The organism is Dickeya sp. NCPPB 3274 (genome assembly GCF_000406205.1).
GTDB classification, from domain to species: Bacteria; Pseudomonadota; Gammaproteobacteria; order Enterobacterales; family Enterobacteriaceae; genus Dickeya; species Dickeya fangzhongdai.
Window position 1 is genome coordinate 2,849,248 of sequence record NZ_CM001979.1, and the last position, 19,127, is coordinate 2,868,374.

Annotated in this window: 18 protein-coding genes; 10 read left to right on the forward strand and 8 right to left on the reverse strand. The window is 59.1% G+C overall.

What is annotated here, in order from left to right:
- Window positions 1–2 precede the first annotated feature (2 nt).
- The 3 genes from sapD to fabI all read left to right on the forward strand — a co-directional run bounded on the left by sapD (window position 3) and on the right by fabI (window position 2,753).
- A complete protein-coding gene (sapD, locus tag DXX3274_RS12890; protein WP_042860099.1) occupies window positions 3–995 on the forward strand; it encodes a putrescine export ABC transporter ATP-binding protein SapD in 993 nt (330 codons plus the stop codon).
- Window positions 995–1,810, forward strand: a complete 816-nt coding sequence (gene sapF, locus DXX3274_RS12895) for a putrescine export ABC transporter ATP-binding protein SapF (RefSeq protein WP_038668299.1) — start codon at window positions 995–997, stop codon at window positions 1,808–1,810. Before sapD ends, sapF begins: the two co-directional genes overlap by 1 nt.
- Window positions 1,811–1,961: 151 nt before the next feature.
- Complete coding sequence (gene fabI / locus DXX3274_RS12900; protein WP_042860100.1) at window positions 1,962–2,753, forward strand: enoyl-ACP reductase FabI; 792 nt, start codon at window positions 1,962–1,964, stop codon at window positions 2,751–2,753.
- Between the two features lie 123 nt (window positions 2,754–2,876).
- Here fabI and DXX3274_RS12905 read toward each other — a convergent pair whose 3' ends face one another.
- Window positions 2,877–3,776 (reverse strand): LysR family transcriptional regulator, encoded by a 900-nt coding sequence (locus tag DXX3274_RS12905; protein WP_042862106.1) that lies wholly within the window; start codon window positions 3,774–3,776, stop codon window positions 2,877–2,879.
- Window positions 3,777–3,979: 203 nt separating this feature from the next.
- Here DXX3274_RS12905 and DXX3274_RS12910 point away from each other — a divergent pair, with 203 nt between their 5' ends.
- From DXX3274_RS12910 to DXX3274_RS12930, 6 genes are all read left to right on the forward strand, one after another.
- Window positions 3,980–6,289 carry an FdhF/YdeP family oxidoreductase gene (locus DXX3274_RS12910; RefSeq protein WP_042860101.1) on the forward strand — a complete coding sequence of 770 codons (2,310 nt, stop codon included), beginning with the start codon at window positions 3,980–3,982 and terminating at the stop codon, window positions 6,287–6,289.
- A 173-nt stretch (window positions 6,290–6,462) separates the two neighbouring features.
- Window positions 6,463–6,669 (forward strand): hypothetical protein, encoded by a 207-nt coding sequence (locus DXX3274_RS12915; RefSeq protein WP_042860102.1) that lies wholly within the window; start codon window positions 6,463–6,465, stop codon window positions 6,667–6,669.
- Window positions 6,670–6,686: 17 nt separating this feature from the next.
- A complete protein-coding gene (locus tag DXX3274_RS23780; RefSeq protein ID WP_238556041.1) occupies window positions 6,687–6,860 on the forward strand; it encodes a hypothetical protein in 174 nt (57 codons plus the stop codon).
- Window positions 6,861–7,001: 141 nt separating this feature from the next.
- Window positions 7,002–8,933, forward strand: a complete 1,932-nt coding sequence (locus DXX3274_RS12920; protein ID WP_042860104.1) for an exoribonuclease II — start codon at window positions 7,002–7,004, stop codon at window positions 8,931–8,933.
- A 103-nt stretch (window positions 8,934–9,036) separates the two neighbouring features.
- Window positions 9,037–9,954 carry an aldo/keto reductase family oxidoreductase gene (locus DXX3274_RS12925; protein WP_042860105.1) on the forward strand — a complete coding sequence of 306 codons (918 nt, stop codon included), beginning with the start codon at window positions 9,037–9,039 and terminating at the stop codon, window positions 9,952–9,954.
- A 396-nt stretch (window positions 9,955–10,350) separates the two neighbouring features.
- Window positions 10,351–12,417, forward strand: a complete 2,067-nt coding sequence (locus tag DXX3274_RS12930) for a carbon starvation CstA family protein (RefSeq protein ID WP_042860106.1) — start codon at window positions 10,351–10,353, stop codon at window positions 12,415–12,417.
- A gap of 87 nt (window positions 12,418–12,504) precedes the next feature.
- On the opposite strand, the gene kdgT is transcribed toward DXX3274_RS12930, so the two are convergent.
- Window positions 12,505–13,521, reverse strand: coding sequence for a 2-keto-3-deoxygluconate transporter (kdgT, locus tag DXX3274_RS12935; protein WP_042860107.1), 1,017 nt, complete (start codon window positions 13,519–13,521; stop codon window positions 12,505–12,507).
- 383 nt (window positions 13,522–13,904) lie between these two features.
- Window positions 13,905–14,600, reverse strand: a complete 696-nt coding sequence (araD, locus tag DXX3274_RS12940) for an L-ribulose-5-phosphate 4-epimerase (protein ID WP_042862107.1) — start codon at window positions 14,598–14,600, stop codon at window positions 13,905–13,907.
- A 330-nt stretch (window positions 14,601–14,930) separates the two neighbouring features.
- Here araD and osmB point away from each other — a divergent pair, with 330 nt between their 5' ends.
- A complete protein-coding gene (osmB, locus tag DXX3274_RS12945; protein WP_042860108.1) occupies window positions 14,931–15,146 on the forward strand; it encodes an osmotically-inducible lipoprotein OsmB in 216 nt (71 codons plus the stop codon).
- An 83-nt stretch (window positions 15,147–15,229) separates the two neighbouring features.
- Here osmB and yciH read toward each other — a convergent pair whose 3' ends face one another.
- The 5 genes from yciH to pgpB all read right to left on the reverse strand — a co-directional run bounded on the left by yciH (window position 15,230) and on the right by pgpB (window position 18,922).
- Complete coding sequence (gene yciH / locus DXX3274_RS12950) at window positions 15,230–15,559, reverse strand: stress response translation initiation inhibitor YciH (protein WP_193747031.1); 330 nt, start codon at window positions 15,557–15,559, stop codon at window positions 15,230–15,232.
- Window positions 15,556–16,314, reverse strand: a complete 759-nt coding sequence (pyrF, locus tag DXX3274_RS12955) for an orotidine-5'-phosphate decarboxylase (RefSeq protein WP_050569875.1) — start codon at window positions 16,312–16,314, stop codon at window positions 15,556–15,558. The genes yciH and pyrF overlap by 4 nt, the downstream gene beginning before the upstream one ends.
- Before the next feature lie 154 nt (window positions 16,315–16,468).
- Window positions 16,469–17,638, reverse strand: coding sequence for a lipopolysaccharide assembly protein LapB (gene lapB / locus DXX3274_RS12960; protein ID WP_038668281.1), 1,170 nt, complete (start codon window positions 17,636–17,638; stop codon window positions 16,469–16,471).
- Between the two features lie 11 nt (window positions 17,639–17,649).
- Entirely contained in the window at window positions 17,650–17,958 is a 309-nt protein-coding gene (locus DXX3274_RS12965; protein ID WP_039694962.1) for a LapA family protein, read from the reverse strand.
- Between the two features lie 193 nt (window positions 17,959–18,151).
- Window positions 18,152–18,922, reverse strand: a complete 771-nt coding sequence (gene pgpB, locus DXX3274_RS12970) for a phosphatidylglycerophosphatase B (protein WP_042860110.1) — start codon at window positions 18,920–18,922, stop codon at window positions 18,152–18,154.
- Between the last annotated feature and the right edge of the window lie 205 nt (window positions 18,923–19,127).

The following is a 19,127-nucleotide window of genomic DNA, read 5'->3' on the forward strand; positions in this document are numbered from 1 at the left end:
CCATGGCATTACTGGAAATTCGTAATCTGACCATTGAATTCCTCACGCCGGACGGCCCGGTGAAAGCGGTGGATCGCGTCAGCATCAGCCTCACCGAGGGAGAAATTCGCGGGCTGGTGGGCGAATCCGGTTCCGGCAAGAGCCTGATCGCCAAGGCTATCTGCGGCATCAACAAGGAAAACTGGCGCATCACCGCCGACCGTTTTCGTTTCGATGACGTGGACATGCTGCAACTCACGCCCCATCAACGACGCAAACTGGTGCGGCACAACATGTCGATGATCTTTCAGGAGCCGCAGTCCTGTCTGGATCCTTCCGCCCGCGTCGGCCGTCAGTTGATTCAATCGATCCCCGGCTGGACCTATAAAGGCCGCTGGTGGCAGCGTTTCAACTGGCGCAAGCGCCGCGCCATCGAGCTGCTGCACCGCGTCGGCATCAAGGATCACAAAGACATCATGCGCAGCTTCCCCTACGAACTGACCGAAGGGGAATGCCAGAAGGTGATGATCGCCATCGCGCTCGCCAATCAGCCTAGATTGCTGATCGCCGACGAACCGACCAACGCGATGGAAGCCACCACGCAGGCGCAGATTTTCCGCCTGCTCGCCCGGCTCAATCAGAACAACAACACCACCATTTTGCTGATCAGTCATGATTTGCAGACCATGAGCAAATGGGCGGACCGCATCAACGTGTTGTACTGCGGTCAGACGGTGGAAAGCGCGGTCAGCGATGAGTTGATCAGCGCGCCGCATCATCCCTACACCCAGGCGCTGATCCGCGCCATGCCGGACTTCGGCTGTTCGCTGCCGCACAAAAGCCGCCTTAACGCGCTGCCGGGGGCGATCCCGTCGCTGGCGCACCTACCGGTGGGTTGCCGGCTGGGGCCGCGTTGCCCCTATTCACAAAAAGAGTGCATGACGGCGCCGCCGCTCATCCCGGTGAAAACCCATTGGTACGCCTGCCACTTCCCGCTCAACATGGAGGAATCCTGATGGTGGAAACCCTGCTGGAAGCCCGTAACCTCACCAAGACCTTCCGCTACCGTACCGGCTGGTTCCGGCGTCAGCACGTCGAAGCGGTGAAATCGGTGAGTTTTACGCTGCGGGAGCGGCAAACGCTGGCGATCATCGGCGAAAACGGCTCAGGTAAATCTACGCTGGCCAAAATGCTGACCGGCGTGATCCCGCCGACCTCCGGCGAACTGGTGATCGACGATCATCCGCTGCAATACGGCGACTATAACTACCGTAGCCAGCGTATTCGCATGATCTTTCAGGATTCGGCCAACTCGCTCAACCCGCGTCAACGCATCGGTCAGTTACTGGAATTGCCGCTGCGGCTCAATACCGACCTGACGCCGCAGGAGCGCGAAAAAGCCATTAACCTGGCGCTGCGGCAGGTCGGCCTGCGCGCCGATCACGCTACCTATTACCCGCACGCGCTGGCGCCCGGTCAGAAACAACGTATCGGGCTGGCGCGGGCGTTGATCCTACAGCCAAAAGTGATCGTGGCGGATGAAGTGCTGGCGTCGCTGGATATGTCGGTGCGTTCGCAGATCATCAACCTGATGCTGGAACTGCAGGAAAAGCACGGCATTTCCTATATTTATGTCACCCAGCATCTGGGCATGATGAAACACATCAGCGACCAGATTCTGGTGATGCAGGCCGGCGAAGTGGTGGAGCGCGGCAGTACCGCCGATGTGCTGGCCTCGCCGCTGCATGACCTGACCAAACGTTTGATCACCAGTCACTTTGGCGAAGCACTAAGCGCCGACGCCTGGCGCCGCGACAGCAGCCACGTCTGACTAGCCGGGCGGAGACAGCAGGATAAGTGGTTGGAGTACCTCTTTAGACGCCACACATGCTAGAATCGCCCGGTTTATTCACACCGATCATGGTAAATAATTATTTTTATTGACGATGATCGCAGCAACAATGATCACAAAGGATACTGCCATGGGTTTTCTTAACGGTAAGCGCATTCTGGTAACGGGCGTTGCCAGCAACCGCTCCATTGCATACGGTATCGCCCAGGCGATGCACCGCGAAGGCGCCGAACTGGCGTTCACCTACCAGAACGACAAGCTGAAGTCGCGTGTGGAAGAGTTTGCCAAAGAGTTTGGTTCGAGCATCGTTTTACCGTGTGATGTTGCGGAAGATGCCAGCATTGACGCACTGTTTGCCGAACTGGCGAAAGTCTGGCCGAAATTTGACGGCTTCGTGCACTCCATCGCCTATGCGCCGGGCGACCAGTTGGACGGTGACTACGTGAACGCCGTCACCCGCGAAGGTTTCGCCATCGCTCACGACATCAGCGCTTACAGCTTTGTCGCTATGGCCAAAGCCTGCCGCAGCATGCTGAACCCGAATTCCGCGCTGATGACCCTGTCTTACCTGGGTGCCGAACGCGCTATTCCGAACTACAACGTGATGGGCCTGGCGAAAGCGTCGCTGGAAGCCAACGTGCGCTACATGGCCAACGCCATGGGCCGCGAGGGCGTGCGCGTCAATGCCGTTTCCGCGGGTCCGATCCGCACGCTGGCGGCGTCCGGCATCAAGAACTTCAAAAAGATGCTGTCTCACTGCGAAGCGGTCACCCCGATCCGTCGCGTGGTCACCATTGAAGACGTGGGCAACGCCGCGGCCTTCATGTGCTCCGATCTGGCCGCCGGTATCTCCGGTGAAGTTCTGCACGTTGACGGCGGCTTCAACATCGCCGCGATGAACGAGCTGGAACTGGGCGATTAATCTCGTCGTCCTGTGCCGGGCAGCCCGTCCGGCACAGCGTTTCCCGTCTTTACGCGTTTCGCCTGTTCCCTTCCCTGCTTTTCCGTTACGACTCACGCCAGCGTTTAGCGGGCAACATCACCATCAATGCGCCTTCAACCACTGCTGCGCCGCCTCAAAGAAATGCTGAGCCAGCATAGTAGCGCGCCCGGCTTCAGCGATCACCACCGCGCCATGACGCGGCATCGGCGTCAGCACCAGCGGCCGCCAGGCCAGCTCCGGCGTCATCACCGGCAACAAGCTGCCATTGGGCACAATGCCGCACCCCAGCCCGACAAATACGCTTTGAATCAATTGCAGCACCGACGCGCTCTCCACCCGCACTCGCGGCGTTATTGCCGCTTCACGGAACTGGCTGTCCAGATAGCGACGGAAATAACGGCTGGGTTCAGCCAGACACAGTGGAACATTGGCGAGATCCGACAGCGTCAACGGACTGTCGCCGTGCAGCCCGGGGAAATGGCGTGGATGATACAGCAGCGACGCGCCCTGCTCCGCCAGTGACGACGCCTGAAAATGCAGCTCGCGCAGCGTGGTCAACTCGAAAAAACCGATCCCGACATCCACCGTGTGAGCGGTCAGCGTCTCCAGCAACCTATCGGCGCTGAACAGCGATACCTGATAGTCCATCTCCGGGTAAGCACGGCTGACCGCCGCCAGTAATTCGGGCAGCGCCATGCTGCATTGCGGCACCGCGCCAATACGCAGCAACCCGCTGGTGCCGCGCGTGAGCGACGCCACTTCCAGCCGCAACCCCTGATACACCGACACCATTTCCCGCGCCCAGGCCAATACCCGCTCGCCTTCGGCGGTAAACCCCTCGAAATTGTTGCCCCGATTGATGAGCGACAGCCCCAGCTCCCGCTCCAGGTTCTTCAAGCGCATCGACAGCGTCGGCTGGCTGACGAAGCTGGCTTCGGCTGCACGACCAAAATGGCGCTCTTTTTCCAGATTGCACAAGTAGATAAGTTGCTTGATATCCATCAGGTTCTCCAACATTGCGGGCCGGGTCAGTATACCACCGCGCAATCTGCATCAGGGGTCTATGCCGCGATAAACCGCCTCTATCCCACTATCACTCCCTTTGATTAGACGCCATACCGCCCGCCGCCTACACTCTTGGTTAGCAAGCAAAGATTTAAAGATTTTTTTACATACTTAAAACATCATCACCTGCGTAGCGAATCATGAAATTCAAATCCTCCATCAAGCCATACCGCGCCGCTGCTGGCGGCTGGGGCTCTCTTGAAGCCACCACCCGTTTTGTCCTGGACAGTAAACAGGCGCTGAAAAATATCCGCAATTTGATGCGAGTCAATAAAAGCAAAGGATTCGACTGCCCCGGCTGTGCCTGGGGCGACGACAACAGCAGCACCTTTAGCTTCTGTGAAAACGGCGCCAAAGCGGTCAGTTGGGAAGCCACCCGCAAAGCCGCCGGGCCAGACTTCTTCGCCGAACACAGCGTCAGCACGTTGCGCCGCCAGAGCGACTATTTTCTTGAGTATCAGGGCCGGCTGACCCATCCGCTGCGCTACGACCGTGACAGCGACCACTACGTGCCGATCGACTGGGACGACGCGTTCGCGCTGATCGCCCGCCATATCCGCGAACTGGACCACCCGGACCAGATGGAACTCTATACCTCCGGCCGCGCCAGTAACGAAGCGTCTTATCTGTATCAGCTGTTCGGCCGAATGGTCGGTACCAACAATTTCCCCGACTGCTCCAACATGTGCCATGAAGCCAGCGGCACCGGGTTGAAACAGAGCATCGGCGTCGGTAAGGGCACGGTGCGACTACAGGATTTCGAACACGCCGACGCCATTTTCGTGTTCGGCCAGAACCCCGGCACCAACCACCCGCGTATGCTGCACAGCCTGCGTCATGCCGCCGATCGCGGCGCGCATATCGTGGCGTTTAACACCTTGCGCGAGCGCGGTCTGGAACGTTTCGCCAACCCGCAGAACCCGCTGGAACTGCTGACGCCGCTGTCCGGCACCATCAGCGAAACCTATCTGCAACCCCATCTGGGCGGCGACATGGCGGCGGTGCGCGGCATGGTGAAAGCGTTGCTGGAAACCCATCGCCAGCGACTGGCCGCAGGCGAAGCGGGACTGTTCGATCAGGCCTTTATCGACCAGCACACCGACGGCGTGGCGGCGTATCTGCAACAGGTCGACGCTACTTCATGGGACAAAATCGTACAGCAGTCCGGGCTGAGCGAAGCGCAGATCCGCTACGTCGCCGGCATTTATCAGCAGTCTGAACGGGTGATCTGCACCTGGGCGATGGGCATCACCCAGCACCGACACTCGGTAGCGACGGTGCGGGAAATCGTCAACCTGCAACTGTTGTTCGGCCAGCTCGGCAAGCCGGGCGCCGGCCTGTGCCCGGTACGTGGTCACAGCAACGTACAGGGCAACCGCACGATGGGGATCGATGAAAAACCCGCTGACGCGCTGCTCGACAGCCTGGCGCGTCATTTCGGCTTTACCCCTCCGCGCGGCCACGGCCACAACACCGTACAGGCGCTGGAAGCGATGTTGCGTGATGAGATCCGGGTCCTGATCGCGTTGGGCGGCAACCTGGCCGCCGCCGCGCCGGATACCGACCGCACCGCACAGGCGCTAAGCCGTTGCGGCCTGACGGTGCACATCAGCACCAAACTCAACCGCAGCCACCTGATTACCGCGCGGCAGGATACGCTGATTTTGCCGACGCTCGGCCGCACCGAGCGGGACATGCAGGCAGGCGGCCCGCAGTTTGTTACCGTCGAAGATTCGTTCAGCATGGTGCATGCCTCGGAAGGCATCAGCCCGCCGCTGTCGGATCAGCAGCGCTCGGAAACCGCCATCGTCGCCGGCATCGCCCACGCGGTGTTGGGCCATGACCGGCTCGACTGGCTGGCGCTGGCCGCCGACTATAACCTGATCCGCGATCACATCGCCGCCACCCTGCCGGGTTTCGCCGACTTCAATCAACGCTGCGCCGAACCGGGCGGCTTCTGGCTCGGCAACGCGGCGGCGGCGTATCGTTTCAACACCGCCACCGGCAACGCACGTTTCGGCGCGGCGCCGCTGCCGGACAGCGTGGTGCCCGTTTCCGGCGACGCGCCCGCGCCGTTCACGCTGCAAACCTTGCGCTCCCACGACCAGTACAACACCACCATTTATGGGCTGGACGACCGTTACCGTGGCGTGTACGGCCAGCGCGACGTGCTGTTCATGCACCCGGAGGATATTGCCGCGCTCGGGTTGCAGGACGGCGACCGGGTGGATATCGAAACCCTGTGGCATGACCATGTCGAGCGCAAGGTCATCGGTTTCCGGCTGGTTAGCTACGATATCCCACGCGGCAATCTGGCGGCCTACTACCCGGAAACCAACCCGCTGGTGCCGCTGTCCAGCTACGGCGAAGACACCTTCACGCCAACGTCCAAATCGGTGCCGGTACGCATTACGCCCAGTGAGGCCGTAGCGCTGCAACGTATTGCCTGATGCACGGGCCGGGTGGGTTCTTGTCGCGCCCGGCTAATGCATCTCCCTATCCATAACTGATGACCCGCAACCAACGACAACGGATTGTTTCGTCGTTATTTGCAACCACGCCATACTCAAGTAAGATTAGAAAATAAAGGGTTTAATCATTGTTGATCCCAAGGAGATAAAACATGTTGAAGGCAACCCGCAGGTATCTTCGCGCCGCCGGCAGCATTTTAGATCTGATGCCAGCGACAAACTATCTGGCAGACATCGACAAGAAAAACGATGCGGAAAGAATGGCCAGTGATTTTCAGGCTATAGGTGACGACCTAAGAGTAGCAATGAATGCATACGGAAGAAAAAAAGGAATCGAATCAGGCATTGCAAAGCGCTGATACGCATAATAGGGAAAATGAAGAAGCCCGAACGCTTGCCGAAAAAGTCGAATCCGCTCCTGTTCATCGCCACTCTTTTTGCCTGGAAGGGTGAAATGGTATTTGCCGGTACGTTAATCACCCTCGATTTAATCGGACTGGCTTCAGTGTTTGTTATCGGAAGATATCGTCCTTCCAATGACAGCGAGTAACCCACCGGCACACCCCAAGACTCAGTTCGAACAAGCCTGCCTTGCGCAGGCTATTCATGTGCAGCAACGCTTGCCGCCAGCGGCCGATTCGCGTAAAACTGTCTGCCGCTAAAGCCACTATTAACCGCAATTCTGGACGCTATGTTTCAAGACAATCCGCTGCTTGCGCAGCTTAAACAGCAACTCCACTCTCAGACGCCACGAGCGGAAGGCATCGTCAAAGCCACCGACAAAGGATTCGGTTTTCTTGAAGCCGACGCGCAGAAGAGCTATTTCATCCCGCCGCCGTACATGAAGAAAGTGATGCACGGCGACCGTATCATCGCCACGCTGCATACCGAGAAAGAACGTGAAATCGCCGAGCCGGAAACGCTGGTGGAACCGTTTCTGACCCGTTTTGTCGGTCGGGTGCAGAAAAAAGACGACCGTCTGTCCATCGTGCCGGACCATCCGCTGCTGAAAGACGCCATTCCCTGCCGCCCTGCGCGCGGGGTTGAGCAGGATTTCAAGGAAGGCGACTGGGCGGTAGCGGAAATGCGCCGCCATCCGCTGAAAGGCGACCGTGGCTTTTTTGCCGATCTGACGCAGTACATTACCAACGGCGACGACCCGCTGGCGCCTTGGTGGGTGACGCTGTCGCGTCATAATCTGGAGCGCGTCGCGCCGGACGCGGACGCGGCCGATCTCGACGACGGCCAACTTGAACGCGAAGACCTGACCGGGCTGGACTTTGTCACCATCGACAGCGCCAGCACCGAAGATATGGATGACGCGCTGTATGTGCAGGACAACGGCGACGGCACGCTGGACATGACCGTGGCAATCGCCGATCCGACCGCCTACGTGCGCGCCGACAGCGAGCTGGACGCCATCGCCCGTCAGCGCGCGTTCACCAACTACCTGCCCGGCTTCAATATTCCGATGCTGCCGCGTCACCTGTCGGACGACATCTGCTCGCTGCGCCCGAACGAACGCCGCCCGGTGCTGGCCTGCCGCATGACCATCGCCGCCGACGGCGCGCTGAGCCAGATTCGCTTCTTTGCCGCCTGGATCGAATCGCGCGCCAAACTGGTGTACGACGAGGTGTCCGACTGGCTGGATCAACAGGGCGACTGGCAGCCGGAAAGCGAGAATATTGCCGGCCAGATCCGCCTGCTGCACCGCGTGTGTCAGGCCCGGAGCGCCTGGCGTACCACCCACGCGCTGGTCTTCCGCGACCGTCCGGATTACCGTTTCCTGCTGGGTGAAAACGGCGAGGTGCTGGATATCGTCACCGAACCGCGCCGTATCGCCAACCGCATCGTGGAAGAAGCGATGATCGCCGCCAACGTCTGCGCGGCGCAGGTATTACGCGACGGGCTGGGTTTTGGCATCTACAACGTCCACAACGGTTTCGACCCGGTCAGCATCGATCAGGCGGTAGCGGTACTGGAAAGCAACGGTATTCAGGCCGACGCCCAGCAGTTGCTGACGCTGGACGGTTTCTGCATTCTGCGCCGCGAGCTGGACGCCCAGCCGACCCAGTTCCTCGACAGCCGCATTCGCCGCTTCCAGACCTTTGCGGAAATCAGCACCGCGCCCGGTCCGCACTTCGGTCTGGGCCTGGAGGCTTACGCCACCTGGACCTCGCCGATCCGTAAATACGGCGATATGGTCAACCACCGGTTGCTGAAAGCGATCATCACGCATACTCCGGCGGAAAAACCGCAGGATGAAGTGACGCTGCAACTGGCTGAGCGCCGCCGTCTCAACCGGATGGCGGAACGCGACGTCAGCGACTGGCTGTACGCCCGTTTCCTGAAAAGCAAAGCCGGTACCGACGCCCGTTTTAGCGCCGAGATTATCGACGTAAATCGCGGTGGTCTGCGCGTGCGGTTGCTGGACAATGGCGCCACCGCCTTTATTCCGGCATCGTTCATTCACGCGGTGCGCGACGAACTGGTGTGCAGTCAGGACACCGGCATCGTCACGGTGAAAGGCGAACCGGTCTACCGTCAGAGCGACACCCTGACGGTGATGCTGACCGAGGTGCGGCTCGAAACCCGCAGCATCATCGCCAAACCGGCGGCCTGATTCGCGCCAGTCCTACGCCATCCATTCGGGTGGCGTTTTTTTATCGTCGGATCGACCGCCGCCTCTCCCCTACACGACATAGCGACATCACGGAGATGTGAACATGAAAAGTATCACACTGGGAAAAAGTACCCTGTCGGTCCCGAACATTGCGCTGGGCTGCATGCGGCTGGCGGGCAAGACGCAGCAGGACGCGGTGACGTTGTTGCAGACGGCGCTCGACGCCGGGATCAATTTCTTTGACCATGCCGACATCTACGGCGGCGGGCGTTCCGAAGAGGTGTTCGCCGCCGCAGTGCGTCAGGCCGGCATCGCCCGCGACCAACTGCTGATACAAAGCAAATGCGGTATCCGCCCCGGCTTTTTTGATTTCTCTAAAGCGCACATTATCGCCGCCGTCGAAGGCAGCCTGAAACGCCTGAATACCGATTACTTTGATGCCTTGCTGCTGCACCGCCCGGACACGCTGTGCGAGCCGGACGAAGTCGCCGCCGCGTTTGACGAACTGGAAGCCAGCGGCAAGGTGCGCCACTTTGGCGTGAGCAACCAGCATCCGTTGCAGGTTGAATTGCTGAAAACCGCGGTGCGCCAGCCGCTGCTCGCCAACCAGTTGCAGCTCAGCATTATGCACACGCCGATGATCGACGCCGGCCTCAACGTCAATATGACCCATGCGCCGTCACTCCACCACGACGGCATGGTGCTGGAATACAGCCGGTTGCAGGGGATGACGATTCAGGCGTGGTCGCCGTTCCAGTACGGCTTTTTTGACGGCGTGTTTGTAGATAACGACAAGTTTCCGCAACTGAACGCCGTCTTGAGCCACATCGCCGGTCAGCACGGCGTGTCCACCACCGCCCTCGCCGCGGCCTGGATCCTGCGTCATCCGGCCAGTATGCAGGTGATTGTCGGTAGTATGGATCCGCATCGTCTGCAAGATATCGCCACCGCTTCCGAACTGCGCATCAGCCGCGAGGAGTGGTACGAAATCTACCGTGCCGCCGGCAACAAACTGCCCTGATATCCCCCGCCCGGCTCTCGCCGGGCGTATCATCCCCACGCGCTTACGCGTTTTTACCCTGACAGCCGGTTTCAGCCTGTACCGACATCACATTTCATCACCGCGCGCCGACGGCCCTTGCCGCTGCAAAAACCGGTGAAAAACCTTTTTCATAACAAAAATATAGCTTTGTTCACATTTTTATCTTGTTCTGGCTACGCCGGCTAACTGCTGCACTATGTTATTTATTGATACACGGTATTTATTGATATCACTGTGTTTATCGATATCCCGGCGTCGATGATGACCCGGTGTTTATGATGTCTCGCGTTATCCGTTTCGCCGTAAGGCGACGCCTTGACAGGCCGTCAGGAATCGCCGGCGGCCGGGAATGACAACCAGTCAGGAGTCAGTGAGATGAAAACCATTAAAAACATATCGATCTGGATTGCCGTAGCCATAGCGGGCGCCGTGGCGTTCGCCATGCTGGCCCTGAACCGGGGTGAGCATGTGAACGCCGTCTGGCTGGTGATTGCGGCTGTCGCCTGTTACAGCATTGCGTACCGCTTCTACAGTCTGTTTATTGCGCGCCGGGTGTTTGAACTGGATGACCGCCGTCTGACCCCCGCCGAGCGCCGCAACGACGGACTGGATTATGTCCCGACCAACAAATGGGTGTTGTTCGGCCACCATTTTGCCGCCATCGCCGGCGCCGGCCCGCTGGTGGGGCCGATTCTGGCCGCACAGATGGGCTTTCTGCCGGGGACGTTGTGGATTTTGATTGGCGTAATGCTGGCCGGCGCGGTGCAGGATTTTCTGGTGCTGTTTATCTCCACCCGGCGCGACGGCCGCTCATTGGGCGAAATGGCGCGTCAGGAACTGGGCTCTTTCGCTGGGGTAGTCACCATGCTGGGCGCGCTGGGCGTCATGATCATCATCCTGTCGGCGCTGGCGCTGGTAGTGGTCAAAGCGTTGGCCAACAGCCCGTGGGGGATGTTCACGATCGCCGCCACCATCCCGATTGCGCTGTTCATGGGCGTCTATATGCGATTCCTGCGGCCGGGCAAGATTGCCGAAGTGTCGCTGATCGGTTTTGTGCTGATGATGATGGCGATTGTCTACGGCGGCGACATCGCCGCGCATCCCTATTGGGGACCGGTTTTTACCCTCAAAGGCACGACGCTGACCTGGGTGCTGGTGATTTACGGATTTATCGCGTCGGTACTGCCGGTGTGGCTGCTGCTGGCGCCGCGTGACTATCTCTCCACGTTCCTGAAGATCGGCGTGATCGTCGGGTTGGCGATTGGCATTGTGTTTGCGATGCCGGAGCTGAAAATGCCCGCGGTTTCGCGCTTTATCGACGGCAGCGGGCCGGTGTTCTCCGGCAGCCTGTTCCCGTTCCTGTTCATCACCATCGCCTGCGGCGCCATCTCCGGCTTCCATGCGCTGGTATCCAGCGGCACCACGCCCAAGCTGGTCGAGCGTGAAAGCCATATCCGTTTTATCGGTTACGGCGCCATGCTGATGGAATCTTTCGTGGCGATCATGGCGCTGATCTGCGCCTCGGTGATCGACCCCGGCGTCTACTTCGCCATGAACGCGCCGGCCGCGCTGATTGGCACCACCGTGGAAAACGCCGCGCAGGTGATCAGCGGGTGGGGTTTCGTCATCACGCCGGATGATTTGACCAACATCGCCAAAGACGTGGGCGAAGCGTCGATTCTGTCCCGCGCCGGCGGCGCGCCGACCTTTGCCGTCGGCATGGCGCATATCATCACGGAGATCTTCAACAGCCGGGCGATGATGGCGTTTTGGTACCACTTTGCGATTCTGTTCGAAGCGCTGTTCATTCTTACCGCCGTGGACGCCGGTACCCGCGCCTGCCGGTTCATGGTGCAGGATTTGGCTGGTTTGGTGGTGCCGAACATGGGCAAGAGCCACTCCTGGCTGGGCAATATGTCCGGGACCACCGTGGCGGTGGCCGGCTGGGGATTCTTCGTCTATCAGGGCGTGATCGACCCGCTGGGCGGCATCAACACGCTGTGGCCGCTGTTCGGCATCGGTAATCAGATGCTGGCGTCCATGGCGCTGATCCTCGGCACCGTGGTGCTGTTTAAAATGAAGAAACAGCGCTATGCCTGGGTGACGATGCTGCCTACCGCCTGGCTGTTCATCACGTCGATGACCGCCGGCTGGCAGAAGATTTTCCACGAAAAACCCAGTATCGGTTTTCTGGCGCAGGCCAAACGGTTCTCCGCCGGCATCGAATCCGGCACGCTGATCGCCCCGGCGAAAAACATGCAGGATATGGCGACCATCGTGTTCAGCAACCAGATTAACGCCGTTCTGTGCGGTTTCTTCATGCTGGTCGCCGTCACCATGCTGGTCGCCGCGTTCTTCGCCATCCGTCGGGCGCTGCGCAGCGACAAACCCACAACGCACGAAACAGCGGCGGCATGGCGTGAGGAGGCGCATAACGGCTGATAGCCCTATCCGCCGACGTTGATGCCCACCGGGCATTTCCGCTGGCGGCTCACGCCTCCTCTTTTGCGGAGGAGGCGTGCCCGGCATTTAACGATGCGCCGCCTGCTGTTGCTCCGCCTGATCTTCCGCCGCGTCTTCCTTCGGCACCGTGCCATCGCCGCCTTTAACGCGTTTTGACCACATCGCGGTGATAATCGGCACCAGAACGGAGGTGACAATCACCGACGTCGCTACCAGCGTGGTTGCGGCCGGCGCCACCGGCTTAAACGCCGGGACCATTTCCGCAATCAGCACCGGCGTCGCTACCGCCGCACCCGCCGAGCTGGACGCGGCGATGCCCGCGGTACCGTCACCGCCGCCCAGCACTTTGTCCGCCACTATCAGCGGAATGCCGGTAATAATAATCACCGCAATGCCCAGCAATACCCCCAACAACCCGGTTTGACCAATAACGCTCAGATCGATGGTATTGCCGAGCGCGAAGGCAAAGAACGGGATCAGCGTCTGTACCGCGCGGCTGAAAAAGTCACGTAATTCCGGATCCAGATTCCCCAGCACAAACCCCACCAGAAACGGCAGCACCGCGCCGACAAACACATGCGGTTCAAACGAGGCAATGCCGGCGGTGCCAAGGATCACCATGGTCATCAGCGGGCCGGACTCCAGCGACATCAGCACGAACGCGCCCGACTCCTCTTTGGTGCCGTACTGTTGCATGATCGAGGCGTACAACCCGCCGTTGGTCATGTCCATCGCCGCCACCAAGGCCAGCGTGGACAACCCGGCAAAAAATCCCGCTTCCACCCCGTGTTCCGGCAGAATGCGCGAGGCTACCGCCGCGACCACCCAGGCCACGGCAATTTTCGTGACGACCAGCGTGCCGGATTTACGCAGCACCGTGCCGGTGGCGCTCAGTCGAATCGACGCCCCCATACAGAAGAACCACACCGCCAGAATCGGCACCGTACCGCTGATCAACCCGTTGGTAAAGGACCCGAAATACTTGCCGGCCCCCGGCGCAAAGGTATGGCACAGCGCGCCGAGGAACAACGGCACCAGCATCATGCCACCCGGAATCTTTTCGATAGAACGCTTGATATGCATAGGATTCATTGCCTGAAAAAGGGACAGAAACCATGAGCAATGCAGACGCCACCCGTCATGATCCTCATCATGACGGATACCGCCCGTTCAGCCCACCCGAAGGCTGGGCTGCGCCACATCCATGCACATGCATCGTCAGCGCGACGACGAAGAAAACGACTCCTGGGGGACACAGCCCATACACTTCTCACTGCTGAAGGTAGTCGTTTAGTCAGGGGATAAAAGTGATCGCCTGCAAATAAATAAAACAACGTTTCTATTTTTACAGATCATTATTTCATTTATATCGCAGCGAAGAGGACGAAATAGACCAAACCTCATCAAACGAGGTGAAAATATCGTTACGTTCGCCAGCCGCCGCGCGCCGACGAACGCTCAGATTCTCACTGCCCGTAGTACGCGTTCTTACCGTGCTTGCGTAGATAGTGTTTATCCAGCAACGCCGCCTGCATCGGCTCCAGCGCCGGGGTTAACTGGCGCGAGAAAATCCCCATATAAGCGATCTCCTCCAGCACCACCGCGTTATGCACCGCGTTATGCGCGTCGCTTCCCCAGGCGAACGGGCCGTGCGCATTGACCAGCACCGCCGGGATATCCTGCGGGGACAGGCCACGCTCACGGAAGGTGTCTACAATTACCTGTCCGGTTTCCCATTCGTAGCGACCGTTGATTTCCGCTTCGGTCATCAACCGGGTACAGGGGATCGGGCCGTAAAAATAATCGGCGTGGGTGGTGCCCCACGGCGGTAAATCCTTCCCCGCCTGCGCCCAGATAGTAGCGTGCCGGGAATGGGTATGGACGATACCGCCCAGCGATGCGAAAGCCAGATACAGCACACGGTGGGTGTCGGTGTCGGACGAGGGTTTGCGCTGACCTTCCACCACCCGTCCGGTTTCCAGCTCCACCACCACCATATCCTGCGCAGTCATGACGTCGTACTCTACGCCCGAAGGCTTAATCACCATCAGACCACGCTCGCGGTCCACCGCGCTGACATTCCCCCAGGTGAAGGTCACCAACTGATGCCGGGGCAAAGCCAGATTGGCTTCAAGCACCTGAATTTTCAGTTCTTCCAACATCATCCGCCCTCCAGTGTGATTTGCTTTATTCTCACGTCCGGTTACCGGCGCAGGTATGGGCTGAATGGCTGAAAAGCAGGCTGCGTTCTGCTGGGACTACAGGAAAGGGATCGGGCCGACACGGGCTTTTAGCAAAAGGTGGGCAAACGCCTTCAGGGCACTGTGAATTAAGAGTTTTTCACCTGTTACGACTCCAACCGGTAATTATACTTGCAGCCAGGTAACACACAGCAGGTAACGGCGGTTTCATGAGCTGAATTCGCGTTACGACAAGATTTTCCATGCCCGCGGCTATGCGGCTCGTGGAATGTGAACAACTGGAGAATAACTATGCAAATCAATAAAAAATTTACAACAGCCGTGCTGGCTATGGTGATAGTGAGCACATTGGCGGGCTGCGCGGGCATGAACAAGCGTCAGCGTAATACCGCTATCGGCGCCGGCATCGGCGCACTCGGCGGTGCGGTGCTGACCAACGGCAGCACGCTCGGTACCGTTGGCGGCGCAGCGGTGGGCGGCATCATCGGTCACCAGACCACCAAATAACCCGCTCCACAAAACAGCACAGGCTCCCGCGGGAGCCTGTGCTGTTTTCACTCTTCAGCCTGCCTATCGCGGCGCATCATGACTTAACCCCCAGCCAGCTTGACCTTCATGCCTTTGGCTTCCAGCAGCAGTTTAAGTTGATCGCGCTTGTCGCCCTGGATTTCGATCACGCCATCCTTCAGCGCGCCGCCGCAGCCACACTTCTTTTTCAATTCCGCCGCCAGCGTTTCCAGCGCCGCGTCATCCAGATCGATACCGGTAATCAGGCACACGCCCTTACCCTTGCGTCCGCTGGTCTGACGCTGAATCCGGACAATACCGTCCCCTTTCGGACGGGCCGCTTTTGCTGCGGGTTCATCAATACGCCCGGTTTCGGTGGAATACACCAGACGGCTGTTGTCGTCGCGCATCATTGGCCTCCCAGAGAAGCCAGAATAGTTTTCAGCGTCTGAGCCGGCTCGGCAGACTGCGTAATCGGACGACCAATCACCATGTAATCCACCCCGGCCTGCTGCGCCTGCTGCGGCGTCATAATACGGCGCTGATCGCCCGCATCGCTGCCCGCCGGGCGAATTCCCGGCGTCACCAGTCGGAAATCCGCGCCGCAGGCCTGCTTCAACCGCACGGCTTCATGGGCGGAGCACACCACGCCATCCAGGCCGCATTGTTGCGTCAGCCGCGCCAGTTTCTCCGCCTGTTCCGCGGGCGATAGAGTAATCCCCAGCCCCTGCAGATCCGCTTCATCCATACTGGTCAGCACCGTCACCGCAATCAGCAACGGCGCGTCATTGCCAAACGGCGTCAGCGCGTCACGCGCCGCCGTCATCATACGTGCGCCGCCGCTGGCGTGCACATTGACCATCCACACCCCCAGCTCCGCGGCGGCGGCCACGGCTCTGGCCGTGGTGTTGGGAATATCGTGAAACTTGAGATCGAGAAACACCTCAAAGCCGCGTTGTTGCAGGTCTTTGACCAGTTGCGGCCCAAACAGCGTGAACATCTCTTTGCCGACCTTCAATCGGCAGTCTTTCGGGTCGATGCGATCGACAAAATCATAGGCCGCACGCTGATCGGCGTAATCCAGCGCAACAATAATCGGAGAACCTGTAACCGTGGTATTCGAAGAGGTGTTTGAGCCGTTCACTGGTATGATCCCGTCGTTAAGCATGAGTGAGTTAAATCATTTCCGCCGCGCATTCTACCCGCCCCTGCCGGTAAATGCCAAACCGCGCGATAGCCTGACCTGACGCGCCGGCCGGCAGGCTTATTAGTATGTTGTAACTAATAGACCAGACAACAAACCATGACGCACGCCGGGGAGTCTATTCCCCGTCCAGCCCCCGGATGGGTTTCACGCTGGCCCAGGTCCGGCAGGAAGGGCAATGCCAGTAGAGCGACTGCGAAGTGAAGCCGCATTTGTGACAGCGATAGCGCGGCTTGGCCTGAATCTGCTCGCCAACCATGTTGCGCAGCACCAGCAGGCTTTCCTTGGCGCGGCCATCTTCCGCTTCACGCTGATGGTAATCGATCAACCGATGGAACACCCGCATGGTGGGATGACGCTGCAACTGGCGGGTGACATAAGTCTGAGCCGATTCGGTACTTTCATACTGTTCCAGCACATCAGCCATCATCAGGTCTGCGGTGGAACCGCTTTTCTCTTCAACGCAGCGGCGCAGAAACGCCGCCCAGCTTTCCGGCTGCTGCAAGTGGCGATAGCACTCTTGCAGCATTGGCAGCGTTTCACTGACCAACTCCGTATCCTGCTCCAGGACCTGCTGCAGCACGGCCACAGCCTGGGCATAATTTTGCTGCGCCATATAAATGCGCCCCAGCATGATAGACACGCGGGCGCATTGGTTATCCGCGGCGGAGGCCTTTTTCAGCATCGCCATCGCCTTGTCGAGATCATCGCTGCCCATCGCCTGTAGCGATTGCTCGCAGTAGAAATGGGCGATTTCGCTGCGCAACTGCGTTTTGCCCAGTTTGACCAGTTTTTCGGCGGTGTCGATGGCGTTCGGCCAGTCGCTGGTGAACTGGTGAATCTGCAGCAATTGCTGCAACGCACCGACGCGAAAGTCTTCTTCGTCCACCAGTTGCTTGAAGATTTCTTCGGCGCGGTCGTACAGCCCGGCAACCATGTAGTCGCGTCCCAGTTGCTGCACCGCCAGCAGTCGCTGTTCAAAACTGAGGGAAGCGCTTTCGGTCAGCGCCTGATGGATGCGGATGGCGCGATCCACCTCGCCGCGCGAGCGGAACAGATTGCCGAGGGTCAGGTGAGCTTCGAAGGTGTTGCTATCATCCTTGAGCATGTCGAGGAACAGCTCGACGGCCTTATCCTGCTGGTTGGACAACAGAAAGTTCACCCCGGTGACGTATTCGCGCGACAGGCGGTTGGTTTCGTCCTGTTTGTCCTGCTGTGCACTTCTGCGCCCCATATACCAGCCATAGGCGGCGGCAACCGGCAGCAACAGAAACAGCAGTTCTAGCATGGAAGCGATCCTTAGTGGGTAGCTGACTCAGCGGAGGAGGCACTGCTGGCGCTCTCCGGGGCAGGCAGTTGCTGCTCAAGACGTTTGATTTTACGTTGTTCGCGCCCCAGCGCAATGCGCAGGCGCAGATAAAACAGGCCGCAGATCACCCAGCCGAGTGCAAAACCGGCGGCAAATAGCGTCGCCAGCAACGTCGACAACCGGTATTCCCCCTGCGCCAGCAGATAGTTGAAGGTAATAACCTGATCGTTATGCGCTCCCAGCGTGATCGATACGATGAATACCGCCAGCACCAGAAAAAAAATCAGCATATATTTCACGTTCGCTTCCTGTGATATCGCCTTAAACGGATGAATTATGCCAAATTTCGGCAGTGAACCCTATTAACTTAACATTTCCTCATCGGAGGGGAAACGCTAACGGGAATAGCGGAGGGAAAAACGGATAACGGCGAGCGATGTGCAGCAGGATGCCAGACCAACCGTCATCCTGCTGCTCGACGAACCTGACCGGTCAGGCGTCCGGACGTGCAGGCTTATGATAGGTTGCGGTCTGCGGCACAGCGGCGGCGAGCGACGGACCGCACCAACGCTGCGCCAGCCACACGGCAACCACCGCCAGCCCGGCGCTAATCAGGGTGGCGGTCGCCAAATCCTGCGGCCAGTGCATCCCCAGCGCCAGACGACTGCCGATAACGCTGTTCGCCCACAAGATGGTTAACAACACCGTCACATAATGGCGTCGGGTCCACAGCAATCCTACCGCCAGCAACGCCCAGGTGGCGGCAAACATGGCATGACCGGACGGGAAGGAATAATCAGCCTGTTCCTGCCAATGCTGACGCTGCCACGGCGGCAATTGTGATTCCTGCTGCAGTTGCTGTTCCAACAGGCTGGCGCGCGCGCTGGCCGGCAGTGAATAAAAATAGCGGTCATCCACCTGGTGCGCCTGTTCCAGCCAGACCACGAACGGCCGGGCTTCCTGCGTCCAGTTTTTCATGACCGATTTAACGCCCTGCCCCAGCACGACGCTGGCGAGCAGTATCGTTACCAGCACCAACGCCGGGCGAATACGCACGCGCAGCAGCCATAAAAACCAGGCCGACAGCACCACGCTGGTCAGAATTCCCCACGGCGCCGACACGGTTTCCGTCATCCAGAACAAGGGCTTAAGCCACCACCCCGACACGGTCGGCTGCCACTGCCATCCCGTCGTCCAGACCAATACGGGCAACACCATCAATGATATTGTGCCAATCAGAATGCGTCTGACCAGGTCGTGCATTATTTCTCCCTATAATTCAGCAGGATATTAGAACAAAATTTTCACAATTTTATCAAAAAAGGGGACATCAGTTGTCAGTATGACGTAAAATACTTGTCAGTTATGTCAACGACACCACGATTATCCCGAATCATTCAGCCACCGGTCAGCGAACGGCTGACCACCTCGCTGCCGGGGTTATAGCCCGGTGGCGTCGATACGTAAT